We start from the raw sequence: 14,198 nt of genomic DNA on the forward strand, positions 1-14,198 counted from the left end.
CGAGCAGTACGTTCGGTTCTACGTCGCCGGCACGGTCGCGGCAACGGTCCGTTGCCTAACTCAGCGCAGCTCCTGGATGCGGATCAGGTTGCCGGCGTGATCGCGGACGGCGCAGTCGCGAACCCCGTACGGCTGCTCGGTGGGCTCCTGGACGACGTCGGCGTCGCCGGCCTGCAACCGCTCGAACGCACTGTCCAGGTCTTTGGTGGCGAGGAGAATGCCGCCGTAGGTGCCCTTGGCCATCATCTCGACGATGGTCCGGCGCTCCTCCTCGGTGAGGCCGGGATCGACGGCCGGCGGGTGCAGCACGATGGAGACGTCGGGCTGGCCGACGGGGCCGACGGTGATCCAGTGCATCCCGTTGTAGCCGACGTCGTTGCGGACCTCGAAGCCGAGGGTGTCGCGATAGAAGGCCAGGGACTCTTCCGGATCGTTGTGCGGAAGGAAGCTCGAGTGAATGGTGATGTCCATGAACGCCACGTTAGTTGCGGCCCGCGACCTGTGCTTCTCGATTCCTGATCGGTCTTGTCACCTGTTTCGCGACGCACGACGGCATCCCCGCGGTCGCCCGCGCCGCATCGCGCCGATAGGTGCTGGGCGGCACACCGACCAACTCGGTGAAACGCGTGCTGAAGGTGCCCAGTGATGCGCAGCCGACCTCGAAACAGACCTCGGTAACGCTGAGGTCGCCGCGCCGCAGCAGCGCCATCGCGCGCTCGATGCGCCGCGTCATCAGATAGGCGTACGGCGACTCGCCGTACGCGAGCCGGAACTGGCGACTCAGGTGCCCGGCCGACATGTGCGCGTCGCGGGCGAGCGCCTCCACATCCAGCGGCTGCGCGTACTCACGGTCGATCCGGTCGCGAACGCGGCGCAGCCGCGCGAGGTCGCGCAGGTACTGCGGCTCGGCAGGTCTGCTGGTCACACACGCGATCGTGCCACGTCGCGCCGGAGTTGCCCAGCGTCGTCGGCGATCGGCCCCACTACTCTGACGAAGAGAGCTCGACGCACCGATACAGGGGGACGACTTGACCAGCACACCAGACCGCGTCCGCACGGCATTCCCGGACATCAGCTCGCGTGCGTGGGAGCATCCCGCGGACCGCGCCGCGCTCGTCACCCTGCGCACGCTGAAGGGTTTCGACACCGTCTTTCGCACCATCTCCGGTTTGCTGCAGGAGCGTCAGCACCGGCTGATGTACCTGGCCACGTCGGTCCGGGTCGACGAGCGGCAATTCACCGATCTCCACGACCTCCGCAGCGACTGCGTCCGGATTCTGGGCGCCGACGAAACACCCGAACTGTTCGTGCTGCAGACCCCCGCCGTGAACGCCTTCACCATCGGCATGGACCGGCCGTTCATCGTCGTCACCACCGGGCTGCTCGACGTGATGAACTACGAGGAGCAGCGGTTCATCATCGGCCACGAACTCGGTCACGCGCTGTCCGGGCACGCGGTGTATCGCACGATCCTCATGCACCTGATGCGGCTTGCCGGGACCATCGGCTGGATCCCCATCGGTGGGTGGGCGCTGCGCGCGATCATCGCTGCTCTCCTGGAGTGGCAACGCAAATCGGAATTGTCCGGTGACCGGGCCGGATTGCTGTGTGGGCAGGACGTCCACACAGCGCTGCGGGTGCAGCTGAAACTGGCCGGCGGTTCACGGGTCAGCGAGATCGACACCGACGCCTTCCTGGCCCAGGCCGCCGAGTACGACGCCAGCGGCGACCTGCGCGACGGAGTGCTCAAGCTCCTCAACATCGAACTGCTCACCCACCCCTTCTCCGTACTGCGCGCCGCCGAGCTGAAGAAGTGGGTGGACAGCGGCGCCTACGCCGCGATCCTGCGCGGCGAGTATCCGCGCCGCGGTGAGGACGACGACGCCAAGATCAGCGAGGAGTTCCGCAAGGCCGCGAAGTCGTACAAACAGAACTTCGACGCATCGAACGACCCGCTGATCCGCATGCTCCGCGAGATCGGCAGCGGACTGGGCACCACCGTCGACGCCGTCGGCAACGGGGTCGGCGACGTCGCTGCCGACATCAAGGAGCGCTTCACGCACTGGCGCAGGAATTCCGACGGCACGAAGGATTCGGACGGCTAGTCGGCCATCGCCTCGGCCAGCTCCTCGACCTCCTGAATGACCGGTTCGGGCACCCGCACGGGGCCGGGGGTGTAGGTGACCGACCGCAGTCGGCCGGTGAATCGGAAGGTCCCGCGTCGTTCCCGCAGATCCCACACGACGGGTCCGCGGGCGTCGACGCCCACCGAGATACCGGTCCACGGCGCCATGCCGACCAGCTGGAACTGGTCGTCGAGGGTGGCGACGTCGGTGGTGACCCCGGCCGAGTCGGTGAGCGCGACGGTGAAGTTCCATCGGACGGATTCGGTGGCCTCCGCCCGCACCTGCACGCCGACCACATCCGCACCGAGGGGCGCGGAGGTGTGCGCGACACGGCCGTAGCTGTTGACCGCGAACACGATCCGGCCGTCCTCGACGTAGAGCACGTACCCGCCGTGCGGGTCACCGTGCGCGACGAGCACCCCTTCGTCGCCCGCGGCGATCGCGTGGGTGACGACGTCGATGGTGAAGTCGCGGTACTGGATCAGCACACTGGACCGATAGCGCTCCAGCGTCGGCGTGCCCGCGAGGATCTTCGCCGGCTCCGCGAGGCGACGCTCGTCGGGTCGCCGCTGCACGGCCTTGCGGTCGTTGAGGATCGGGAACACGGTGTTGTGCCATGCCGCCCGATCCCACGCCTCGGCGAGTTCGCGCACCTTCTCGGGGAAGAGATCCGCGACGTCCGTCGTCTCGGCCGGGTCGGCTTCGACATCGAACAGCTGCCACTGCGGATCGTCGACCCGGGTCGGATCAGTGTGCAGCGACAGCAGTTTCCAGCCGTCCCGGTAGAACCCGCGGTGACCACCGAACTCGGCGTACTGCTCCGTGTGGGGTGTGGGCTGCGCGGCGTCGCGCAGGACGTCGGCGATGCTGACACCGTCACGCTCCTGAGCGGGAAGTCCGTTCCGGTGGCTCGGAGTCACGAGCCCGGCGAGATCGAGCAGGGTCGGGGTGATGTCGGTGACGTACGAGTAGTGCTTGCGCAGTCCGGTATCACCGTCGGCCCGCCGGAGTCCGGCCGGCCAGGACAGCAGGAACGGCACCCGCACACCACCGGCGAACGTCTGACCCTTGTAGAACCGGAACGGGGTATTCGACGCCTGCCCCCAGCCGCGCGGGTAGTGGACGCCGATCTTCTCCGAGCCGATCAGTTCCTCGTCGTGCGGAACGTCGCGCACCCAGTCCGACGGGACCGGCCCGTGCACGAATTGGCTGAAGTACGAGCGTGTTCCCGCTGCGCCACCCTCTGCCGTGCCACCGTTGTCGGACGTGAACACGATGATCGTGTTGTCGGTCTCGCCGAGTTCGTCGAGGGTGTCGAGTACCCGGCCCACGCTCTGGTCGATGCTGTCGACCATTGCCGCGTAGACCTCCTGGTACCGGGCGAACCGCAACTGCTCCTCTTCGGTGAGCTCGTCCCACGGCGGCGCGTCGAAACCGGGTTCGGTGTTGCGTTCGGCCATCTGGGTGCCGGGCGGGAAGAACCCTGCCTCGAGCTGTGCGTCGAAGCGGCTGCGTCGCACTGCGTCCCAGCCCTCGGTGTAGCGGCCACGGTACTTGGCCAGGTCTTCGGGCTTGGCCTGGTGTGGTCCGTGCATCGCGATGTGCGAGAAGTACAGGAAGAACGGCTTGTCGGCATCGTGGGCGCGCAGGCTCTTGATGCGGGCGACGGCCTTGTCCGTGATGTCGTCGGTGACGTAGTAATCCGACGGATACTCCTCGACGTCGACCACAGAGTTGTCGGAGATCAACTCGTTCGGGTAGTAGAACGAATTCATCCCTTCGAGCGAGCCGTAGTAGCTGTCGAATCCGCGCTGCAGGGGCCAGGAGTCGCGGGTGCGGCCCGGCGCGAGGTTGGTGTCGCGCGCGAGATGCCACTTGCCGATCGCGTGGGTGGCATACCCGTTCGCGCGCAGAATCTCCGCGAGGCTGAGCGCGTCGTCGGCGAGTTCCATCCGCAGTCCAGGGAAGCCTGGATCGAAGTTGGCCACGCTGCCGTAGCCGGCGCGGTGCGGGTTCAGACCGGTGAGCAGCGCCGCGCGAGCCGGTGAGCACACCGAGGTGGTGTGATAATTCGACAGTCGGTAACCGCTGTCGGCGAGCCGGTTCAGGTTGGGGGTCTCGATCTCGGAGCCGAACGGTCCGATGTCCGAGTAGCCCATGTCGTCGATGAGGATGACCACGATGTTCGGCGCGCCCGCCGGGGCCTTCGTCTCCGGCGTCCACCACGGCGTCGACTCTGCGCTCGTCCGCCCGACATGTCCGCCGAATCCGTCGTACCCTCGCGCGCCCGGAGGGAGCTGCTGCTCGCCGTCGATACCGCCGGTTCCGTTACTTCCCACTTCGGGCACGCGCGCAAATCCCTTCACTCACGGGGAGGGTTTCCCCATGTATTGGGGGAAATAGTACGGTCGCCCGCGAGACCTTCGAGTGGTTTGAATCACGTGGATTTCAAAGCATGTTCGGCAGGGACGGTTGTGACCTGCGTCGCGCCGAGGAGGCCTCGGAACGTGATCTGCGCTATGAAAGCGGCGACTTTTACACGTGCGTAAGAAATCCAGGACAAGCTTTGCGAAGGCTTGTCCACCGACGGTCGTCGGTGTCGGCAGGCGTAAGAAAATGTGCTCCTGCCCACGTGTGACCGTCCAGAAAGCTGTACCACTGTGCTCCAGCTCATCTCGATACTCGACTTTCTCCGGAGGGTCGGCTCCACCGCACTGCCGTCCGTGCGCGCGTCATTGCTTCGCTTCGCGGGGTACCTGGTGCCGATTGCGCAGACGGCGGTCACCGCGGGGGCGGCGTGGTGGGTGTCGGTCGAGGTGGCCGGTCACGAGCAACCGCTGCTGGCCCCGTTGGCGGCGGTGGTGTGCCTGAGCGTCGCGCGGGGTGCCCGCAGCCGCCGGGCCGGCGAACTGATCGCCGGTGTCACCATCGGAACGATCGTGTCGGACGTCGTCGTGCGGTACATCGGAAACGGTCCGTGGCAGATCTGCCTCGTGGTGGCGGTGGCCATGTCTCTGGCGGTGCTCCTCGACGGTGGTTCGGTCATCGTCCTGCAGTCGGGTTCGTCGGCGGCACTGGTTGCGGCGATGGCATCCGCGACCGCCGCTCACCCGTTCGACCGCGTCGTGGACGCGTTGATCGGGGGTGCGCTCAGCCTGGTCGCGCTGTCCGTGCTGCCCACCGACCCCGTGCGCCGGACGCGCCGCTGCGCCGCCGCCGTGCTGGACAGTGTCGGCGCCGCTCTCCGGCAGTCGTCGAAGGGGCTCGCGGCGGGCGACATCTCTGCACTGGAGGACGCTCTCGCACTGGCCCGTTCGACGCAGTCGACCATCGACAGCATGCGCGTCGAGCTCCGCTCCGGATCCGAGGTGGCACGAATCTCGCCGATCCACTGGCGGGGACGCCGCCGCATCGGCCGGCTGGCATCGATCGCCGACCCGATCGACAACGCCGCACGCAACACCCGGGTCCTCGTGCGGCGGGCGCTCATCGCCACGTACGACGGCGAGCGAATCGACCCGCAGTTGGCGGACGCCGTCTCCGAACTCGCGAACATCGCCGACCGCATGCGGCTGATGATTCTCGCGACTCCCGCGAAGAAACCCAACGAAATCCAGATCGGCGACGAACTCGAACGATTCGCGCGCGCCCTGCCGCAACAGGCCGTCTCGGCGGGCTTCTCCTCGGCAGTCGTCTCCGCGCAAGTCCGGTCGATCGTCATCGACTTCTTCGAAGTGTGCGGCATCCCGCGCGCCGTGTGCCGGCCCATGCTGCCGCGTCCCGCCCGGTACGCGGATGCCGCGTAGAGGCAGCATAAGTCCACCCCTCGGCGAGGTCGGTCGAACCGAGACCGGCGAGGGAAATCAATCGCATCGTCGAGTCCTCTTCTTCGAGTGACGGAACTGCCCCGCACGACCTTGCCGGCAGAGCGACCGATCGGGTTGGTTCGGCGGCGATGGCCCTACAGCGCCGAACGAGTCGCGTGCGTACAGGTAGGAATGCGGGTATTTGTACGCGTGTGATGCGCATCTCATTCACGCAGGCTGTCCTGTGTGAGTACCGGTCCAGGGCGATCGCACAGAATCGCGGGCCAGCGTCGCGCAGCTGACCTTGCTGAACCGGACTCCGCCTCCGCGGCACCTCGACGCACCCCGGCAGCGAAAAGGACTACAAGACAATGAGTTATTCCCTAGGCACAGATACCGGCGGCACGTTCACCGATACGGTCCTGATCGACGATGCGGGCGCGGTCACGATCGGCAAGCGCCCGTCGACGCCCCCCGAGTTCGTGGACGGGGTGATCGACAGCGTCGGCGACGCCACCGCGAAGGTCGACAAGCAGGGCCGCTTGCTGGCCGACATCGATGCGTTCCTCTACGGCACCACGATCGTCGTCAATGCCATCGCCACCCGGAAGGCAGGCGAAGCAGGCATTCTCACAACTCAGGGATTCGCACGCACGCTGTCCATCGCCCGAGCCACCAGCCGTACCAACGGTTTCTCAGCTGAAGGCCTCCGGCACTACGCCAAACGCCGCAAGCCCGATCTACTCGTGCCCAGTAGTCGCAAGTTCATCGGTGAGGTCCGGGAACGGATCGACTGGAAGGGGCACGTTCTGGCCCCGCTGGACGAGAACTCCGTCCGCTCCGAGATTGCCCGGCTGCTCGACCTCGGCATGGAATCGCTGGCGGTATGTCTGCTGTGGTCATTTCGCAACGACGTCCACGAGCGCCGAATCCGCGACATCGCCCATGAGATGGCGCCCGGCGTGCCGGTGACCTTGTCCAGCGAAATCGCCCCGAAGCTGGGGGAATACCAGCGGATGACCACCACGGCCTACAACGCCGCGATGGCGCCGGTGGCGACCGCGCACTTGACGGACCTGAACGATCGCCTCGTGGACTCGGGACTCGAGGATGGTCAGTTGCTGGTGATGCAGGGCAACGGCGGCCTCGACCGAGCTGCGCAAGCCACGAACCGGCCGGTGAACCTGATCGGATCGGGACCCGCAGGAGGAGTACTCGGAGCGAAGATCCTGTCCGCGGCGATGGGTCTCCCCAACGTCATCTGCACGGATGTGGGCGGGACGACGTTCGACCTCGGCCTGCTCGTGGACCACACGCCCGTGTTGACCCCCACCGCCGTCGTCCACCAGCACGAGCTGTATCTGCCTGTGGTCGATGTGGTTTCGATCGGTGCAGGCGGTGGCAGCATCGCCCGGGTCGACCCGGTGACCGGCCTGCTCAGCGTCGGACCCGACAGCGCGGGCGCGCGGCCGGGCCCGGTCTGTTACGGCAACGGCGGCACCGAACCGACTGTCACCGACGCCGACGCGGTCCTCGGGTTCATCGACCCCGACTACTTCCTCGGAGGCAGCATCCGGCTGGATGTCGAGGCTGCACGGCTGGCGATCAAGGAGAACATCGCCGATCCGCTGGGAATGGGTGCCGAGGAGGCCGCCGCTGCGATCGTCGAGATCGCCGACAATCACATGGCCGATCTCGTTCGGCAGATGACCGTGGAGCGCGGACATGATCCGCGCGAGTTCAGCGTTTTCCTCTACGGCGGTGGCGGGCCATTGCACGGCACCTCGTACGCAGCGAAGCTCGGCGCACGGTCGATGGTGGTGCCCGGCGGCGAACTTGCCTCGGTCTTCTCCGCCTGGGGGATCGCCAACGCCGACATTCACCACACCCATGAGCAGTCCAGCCCGCAACGGGCACCCTTCGATCCTGTCGTCACGGCCGCGGTGTTCGCCGAACTCGAACAGCAGGCCGACGACCAACTTTCGCTGGATGGGGTGGCCGAGGCCGACCGCGTGTTCGAGCGTTTCGGTGAGCTGCGCTATGTGATGCAGACCAATGAGGTGGTGGTGCCGATCCCGCCGGGTCCGATCAGCGACGTAACCGTCGCGCAGATCGTCGACGAGTTCGAAGCGAGGTACGAGCAGCTGTTCGGCAAGGGAAGCGGGTTCAGCGCCGCGGGGATCGAGTGGATCAACTTCCGCGTGCAGGCCTACGGCCGGCGACGCAAAGCAGCCCTGCACAAGCAGACAGTTCACGAGGACCATCGTCCGGAACCGGCCGGGGCAAGACCGATCTACTGGTACGAGGAGCAGGGAACCGTCACCACCCCGATCTATCGCGCCGACGGGCTACGCGCCGGTTCGCAGATCGAGGGCCCCGCCGTCGTCGAACTACCCACCACCACATGCGCTGTCCATCCGCACCAACGGCTCGTCGTCGACGAGTACGGCAACTACCTCATCTCCAATTCCTGAGCGACGAGGAAAACCCATGACCACGACCATCCCCGGCGCGGACAAATTCCAGTCCACCGCCAAACTCGCCACCGACCTCACGATCGACGCCAGCCTGCGCTTGTACACCCCGTCGGACGACACCCCGGTCGACCCGGTCACCTACGCGGTGATCTCGCACAAGCTCACACAGATCAACGACGAGGCCGCGACAACTATACGCAAGGTTTCCGGATCGCCTGTCGCCAACGAAGCCGCCGACTTCAATACCGTCTTGGGTGACCCCCGCGGAGACCTGTTCGCCCTGGGCTCCTACATCAGCATGCACGGCACCGTGGTGCAGCGGCTGATCCAATGGACCCTGGAACACCGCAGTAAGAATCCCGGCATCCGGGAGGGCGACGCGTTTCTCGTCAACGATCCGTGGGTAGGCGCAGCACATCAGAGTGACACCGCCATCCTTCGCCCGATCTTCGTCGACGGGAAACTGTTCGCCTGGGTCGGCGCGACGCTGCACTTCCTCGACCTCGGTGGGCGCTACCCGTCCAGCCTGATCCCGGACGCAGAGGATGTGTTCAGCGAGAGCCTCCCGATCCCGCCGGTGAAGATCGTCGAGAACGGCGAAATCCGGGAAGACATCGAAGATATGTTCCTGCGACGGAGCCGGCTGCCGTTGTCGGCCGCGCTCGACCTGCGATCACTATTGGCGGCGACCACCGTTGCCGAACAACGGATCCACGACGTCGTCGCCGCCTACGGAGGCGACACGGTAGCGCTTGTGATCCAGCAGATTCTCGACTCCACCGAGGCGCGATTCAGGCACCGTCTCCAGGAGTTACCGAACGGGACGTGGCGGCATATGGTGCTGTGGGACAGTGCCGGCGTCGGTGACCGGTCGGTCTACCAAATCCCGGTCACCATGCACAAGCAAGACGATAGTCTGGTCTTCGACTTGCGCGAGGTCGCCGAGCAGAGTGGTGCGGTCAACAGCACCCGCACTCTCACCGAGGCGTGCATCATGAGCGCGGTCCTGCCGCTGCTGTGTCCCGACCTGCCGTGGGCGCCCGGCGCGATCCTGCGCGCCGTCGAGTTCCGGTTCACGCAAGGAACCATCCTCGCCGCGGAGTTCCCGGCATCAGTGGGCGGTGGTACCACGCAAGCTGCCTGGAGCGCCGTCAATGCGGCCACGGCATTGATCTCCAAGATGCTGGCGGCCTGCCCGCAGTACAAAGCGAATCTCCTCGCCGTCTCCACGCCGGCATGGATCTTTCAGCTGATCGGCGGTTTGAACAAGGACGGCAGCCCGACGCTCGCACTGTCGCTCGACCAGGCGGCGGGCGGTATCGGAGCGCGTGCCTGGGCCGATGGCGACGACGTCGCGGGAATGATGCTCAGCCCTTCGTGCGAGATCGCGAACGTGGAAACACAGGAGTGGCACGAGCCGCTGCTGTGGCTGTATCGCGACGAGTTGCCCGACAGTGGCGGGCCGGGCCGATTCCGCGGCGGCAACGGCGGCCGTTCCGCGATCATGGCGTACGACACCGCCGCACCGCTGTTCAACATGTGCTACACATCCGGCGTCGCCGTACCCTCAGGCGCAGGCCTGTGTGGTGGCTGGCCATCCAAGACGGGGTACTACAAACTCGCGCGCGACACCGACATCTGGCAGCGGTACGCGTCGTCCGACATCCCTCGCAGCGAGCACGACATCAGCGATGACCTCGAATGGCCACCGTCGCAGGGCGGAATGCTGCACATCGGACTCGACGACGTGCTCGCGATCGGATGGTTCGGCGGCGGCGGCTTCGGCGACCCCCTCGAACGAGACCTCGGTGCGGTGGACAGCGACCTGCAGGAGGGCGCGATCACCGAGCAGCACGCACGGGATGTGTACGGCGCCGTCCTCACCGGCGGCGTCGTGGATGTCGACGCGACCGAGGCGCGGCGTGCCGAATTGCGCGGTGCAAGGCTCGGATTCGGGCCGAAGCCTGCCCCCGCCCCACCACGGCTGCAGGCCGGACACCGCTGGCTGGACGAGAACATCGCCCTCGACCCGGTCGGCGCCAGCGACTGCGCCCGGTGTGGACACCACCTCGGCGGCCCCGAGGAAAATTACAAGTTGGGATGTCATGCCGTCGAGACGCCCCTGGGCGACACCGACCGGGTCTGGATTTCTCCCTCGAATTACATCGACGCCACCGACATCGTGTTCCGCCAGTACGTCTGCCCTGGCTGTGCAACTTTGCTGGAGACCGAACTCACTCTCGCCGGCGCTGCGCCGATCCACGACAAGGAGTTGGCACCATGCTGACGCGGGGTGCGGTACTGCGGGAGGTTCCGGGCAACTACGAGGTGGTCGAGCTGGAGCTGGACGATCCCCGACCGGGAGAGATCCAGGTGAAGATGGTGGCGAGCGGTTTGTGTCACTCCGACGACCACTTCGCAACCGGCGATCAGCAGGCCCCGATCCTGCCTTTCGCGGGTGGGCACGAGGGTGCCGGCATCGTGGCAGCCGTCGGTCCCCAGACCACAGGGTTCGCAGAGGGCGACCACGTCGTCTTCTCCTTCTTGCCGGTCTGCGGCCGATGCTGGTTCTGTTCGCACGACATGCAGAACCTGTGCGATCTCGGAGCATCCATCGGCACGGGCGCCCGTTTCGACGACTCGACGTCGTTCCGGCTTTCCCTGGACGGCCGGCCGGTCGGGCAGATGGCGGGCCTGTCGACCTTCTGCGAGTACACGACCGTGGCGACGAAGTCCGCGATCAAGATCGATCCGTCGATCCCACTGGAGGTCGCGTGTCTCACCGGTTGCAGCGTCGGTACGGGTTGGGGTGCGGCGGTGAACTCGGCTCAGGTGCGGCCCGGGCAGATCGTCATTGTGATGGGCGTCGGCGGAATAGGGATCAACGCGGTGCAGGGCGCCGCTCACGCCGGAGCCGACGTGGTGATTGCCGTCGATCCGGTCCAGTTCAAGCGCGAGTCGGCGCTGAAACTGGGTGCCACCCATGCTGTGTCGGACATCGGGGAAGCCACCGAGCTCGCACGCTCGATGTCGAACGGACAGGGCGCCGACGCGTCGATCGTCACCGTCGGTGTGGTCACGGGCAAGCACGTAGGTGAAGGCCTGGCGGCCATCCGCAAGGGTGGGACCTGCGTCCTGACCGGTCTGGGGGACACCTTCGTGCGCGACGGAGACATCAACCTCCACGAGCTCACGCTGTACCAGAAGCGTATGCAAGGTTCCCTTTTCGGCGCCAGCGCACCCATCGCTGACATTCCGGCGCAGCTGGAGATGTACCGCAGGGGGACGCTTGCGCTGGACGAGTTGATCACCACCCGTTACACCCTGGACGACATCGCGAGGGGCTACGACGACCTGCGGGCCGGCCATAACCTTCGCGGTGTGATCATCCACGCCCCCTGATCACAAGCGAAGTTGCGCGTCAGGTGTACACAACCGGGAAGCCGGCGATCGTCATCATTGACGATCGCCGGCGAACCGTGAGAAGAATTGCAGACGCTCCGCGCGGGCGCTCGACATGAAGGAGACGAGCATCATGACCACCGCTCAGGACTGCCATTTCATCGGCGGCGAATTACGACCGTCGAAATCATCCGGCCGGATCGCTGTCGTCAACCCGGCAACGGAGGAGGAGTTCGCCTCAATCGCCAATGGGAGCGGCGAAGACATCGACGGTGCCGTCGACGCTGCCGTCGAGGCGGCAACCGACTGGGCGCGCATCGCCCCGGCTGATCGGGCGAACCACCTGCGTCGACTGGCAGATGCGTTCGAGAACCGGATCGAGGAAATCTCGACGGTGGTGACCCGGCAGAACGGCACACCCATCAGCGTGTCGCGGGCGATGCAAAGCCAGGTTCCGGTCTACTACCGGTACTTCGCCTCGCTGGCCGACGAGTTGGTGGTGGAGGAGCGCTTGCAGACATCCTTCGGGGATGCATTGGTACAAAAAGAGCCGGTCGGCGTTGTCGGTGCGATAACGCCGTGGAACGGCCCCCAACCACTCCTTGCCTGGAAGGTCGGTCCCGCGCTTGCCGCCGGCTGCACGGCGGTGGTGAAACCCTCGCCGGAGACCTCTCTCGATGCGTTCCTCTTCGCCGAGTTACTCTCGGACGCAGGAATTCCCGACGGAGTCGTGAACGTTGTCACCGGTGGGCGGGAGACCGGTGCGGCGCTCGTCGGTCATCCACGTGTCCGCAAGATCGCCTTCACCGGATCGACCGCCGCGGGAAAGGCAATCGCGGCGGCGTGCGCCGCCGACCTGAAACGCGTGACGCTCGAACTGGGCGGGAAGTCGGCCGCGATCCTGCTGGACGACGTGAACCTCGATGCGTTCACCCCGTTCGTCGCGTCGGCGTGCGCACCGAACACGGGTCAGACATGCCGTGCGCTCACCCGGGTACTGGCTCCTCGTTCGCGATACGACGAAGTCGTCGACATGGTGGGCTCCACGCTGAGCCGAATCCCGCTCGGCGACCCGACCGACCCCAGTGTGTCCTTCGGGCCGCTGGTCAGCGAACGGCAGCGGCAGATCGTCGAATCCTATATCTCACTCGGCCGGCAGGAAGGCGCCAAAGTAGTGGTCGGCGGCGGCCGGCCGGCCGGGTTCCCCCGCGGTTTCTACGTCGAGCCGACCGTGTTCAGGAACGTAACGAACGACATGCGCATCGCCCGCGAGGAGGTGTTCGGCCCAGTGATCGTGGTGATCCCCTACGACGGCGAGGATGACGCCATCGATATCGCCAACGACTCGGAGTTCGGGCTCGGCGGAGGCGTGTTCTCCCCCGACACGCAGCATGCGACCGATGTCGCGCGGCGGATCGTCACCGGGACCGTCGGGGTCAACACGGCCTCGTTCCCGGTGGAGGCACCGTTCGGTGGGGTGAAGCAAAGCGGTGTGGGCCGCGAGCTCGGGCCGGGGAGCCTCGATGCCTATCTCGAGCTGAAGACGATTTTTCGAAGCGCCTGAGACAGCCGCTCACACCGCCTCGGCCACCGCAAAGTCGGTCCACAGACCACGCCGATCGAGTTCCGCGATCATGTGATCGGCTCCGTCCAGGATGTGGGTTTCCATGAGCGTCTTGGCCAACCTGCCGGCGCGCTTGCGCAGAGCGGAAAGCAGGCGCGCCTCCTGTGTGGTCGAGAGTTGGGCGTCGTAGAGGTTCGGCAGGTTCGCAGTGACCGAACCCAGGAGCCGGACAAGCCGAGGAGAGCCGGCGGCGGCGTTGACCCTGCGATGGAAGGCGTGCCCGAGTGCGGCGACATCGCCGGCGTCACCGTGGGCGATCGCCTTCTGGTGGTCTTGGAGAATGGTCACGAGCTCGTCGAGGTCGGTAGGGGCGATGATCTCGGCGGCTCGCGAGGCGAGTTCACCGGCCAGCAGCGCATGTGCCCAGAAGAGGTCGCGCACATCCTGTCTGGTGAATGGAGCAACGACATAGCCCCGGCGAGGGACCGTCTTTACCAAACCCTCACCGCAGAGTTTCAGAAGTCCCTCGCGGACGGGTGTAGTGCTTACTCCGACAGCCTCCGCGATCCGTTCGATGCGTACGAACTCTCCTGGTCGCACCTTCCCGGCAAGGATCATCTTCCGTACATAGGAGGCCACTTCGTCGGGCAGTTGCTGGAGCGCGGAGGCTGTGTGATCGAGCATCGTCGGTGGCATCTTTCCGGTGTCGGATGGGCCTGATCAGTGGGCAGCCCGGCTCAGACTGCGTGCGTAGGCGAGGATCTCGTGGGCGGTTTTGATGTGGGCGTAGTCGACGTGCATGTCTTCGTACCGCACAGCGGCC

Annotated in this window: 10 protein-coding genes; 6 read left to right on the top strand and 4 right to left on the bottom strand. The window is 66.1% G+C overall.

The genetic code is table 11. From position 1 onward, the window contains the following. Positions 1-60: 60 nt before the first annotated feature. Together RJ1_RS34250 and RJ1_RS34255 are read right to left on the bottom strand one after the other, a co-directional pair. A complete protein-coding gene (locus RJ1_RS34250; protein ID WP_073366905.1) occupies positions 61-471 on the bottom strand; it encodes a VOC family protein in 411 nt (136 codons plus the stop codon). 10 nt (positions 472-481) lie between these two features. Further along, entirely contained in the window at positions 482-925 is a 444-nt protein-coding gene (locus tag RJ1_RS34255; RefSeq protein WP_143048912.1) for a helix-turn-helix transcriptional regulator, read from the bottom strand. A 103-nt stretch (positions 926-1,028) separates the two neighbouring features. Between RJ1_RS34255 and RJ1_RS34260 the strand changes: the two genes are divergently transcribed. Then, complete coding sequence (locus RJ1_RS34260) at positions 1,029-2,105, top strand: M48 family metallopeptidase (RefSeq protein WP_073366895.1); 1,077 nt, start codon at positions 1,029-1,031, stop codon at positions 2,103-2,105. On the opposite strand, the gene RJ1_RS34265 is transcribed toward RJ1_RS34260, so the two are convergent. Continuing rightward, positions 2,102-4,465, bottom strand: a complete 2,364-nt coding sequence (locus RJ1_RS34265; protein ID WP_378379211.1) for an arylsulfatase — start codon at positions 4,463-4,465, stop codon at positions 2,102-2,104. The genes RJ1_RS34260 and RJ1_RS34265 overlap by 4 nt on opposite strands. A gap of 321 nt (positions 4,466-4,786) precedes the next feature. Between RJ1_RS34265 and RJ1_RS34270 the strand changes: the two genes are divergently transcribed. From RJ1_RS34270 to RJ1_RS34290, 5 genes are all read left to right on the top strand, one after another. Then, positions 4,787-5,932 (top strand): FUSC family protein, encoded by a 1,146-nt coding sequence (locus RJ1_RS34270; RefSeq protein ID WP_073366897.1) that lies wholly within the window; start codon positions 4,787-4,789, stop codon positions 5,930-5,932. Positions 5,933-6,303: 371 nt separating this feature from the next. Then, complete coding sequence (locus tag RJ1_RS34275) at positions 6,304-8,406, top strand: hydantoinase/oxoprolinase family protein (RefSeq protein ID WP_073366898.1); 2,103 nt, start codon at positions 6,304-6,306, stop codon at positions 8,404-8,406. Positions 8,407-8,422: 16 nt separating this feature from the next. Continuing rightward, the gene (locus tag RJ1_RS34280) at positions 8,423-10,696 is read left to right on the top strand and encodes a hydantoinase B/oxoprolinase family protein (RefSeq protein WP_073366899.1); all 2,274 of its coding nucleotides are present in this window, start codon (positions 8,423-8,425) and stop codon (positions 10,694-10,696) included. After that, positions 10,690-11,811: an NDMA-dependent alcohol dehydrogenase gene (locus RJ1_RS34285; protein WP_073366900.1), complete on the top strand. Its 1,122-nt coding sequence runs from the start codon at positions 10,690-10,692 to the stop codon at positions 11,809-11,811. The genes RJ1_RS34280 and RJ1_RS34285 overlap by 7 nt, the downstream gene beginning before the upstream one ends. 133 nt (positions 11,812-11,944) lie before the next feature. Then, positions 11,945-13,375 carry an aldehyde dehydrogenase gene (locus tag RJ1_RS34290; RefSeq protein ID WP_073366907.1) on the top strand — a complete coding sequence of 477 codons (1,431 nt, stop codon included), beginning with the start codon at positions 11,945-11,947 and terminating at the stop codon, positions 13,373-13,375. Positions 13,376-13,384: 9 nt separating this feature from the next. Here RJ1_RS34290 and RJ1_RS34295 read toward each other — a convergent pair whose 3' ends face one another. Continuing rightward, positions 13,385-14,059 (bottom strand): GntR family transcriptional regulator, encoded by a 675-nt coding sequence (locus RJ1_RS34295; RefSeq protein ID WP_073366901.1) that lies wholly within the window; start codon positions 14,057-14,059, stop codon positions 13,385-13,387. Positions 14,060-14,198 lie beyond the last annotated feature (139 nt).

Source organism: Rhodococcus jostii NBRC 16295 (assembly GCF_001894825.1).
Classification (GTDB): domain Bacteria; phylum Actinomycetota; class Actinomycetes; order Mycobacteriales; family Mycobacteriaceae; genus Rhodococcus_F; species Rhodococcus_F jostii.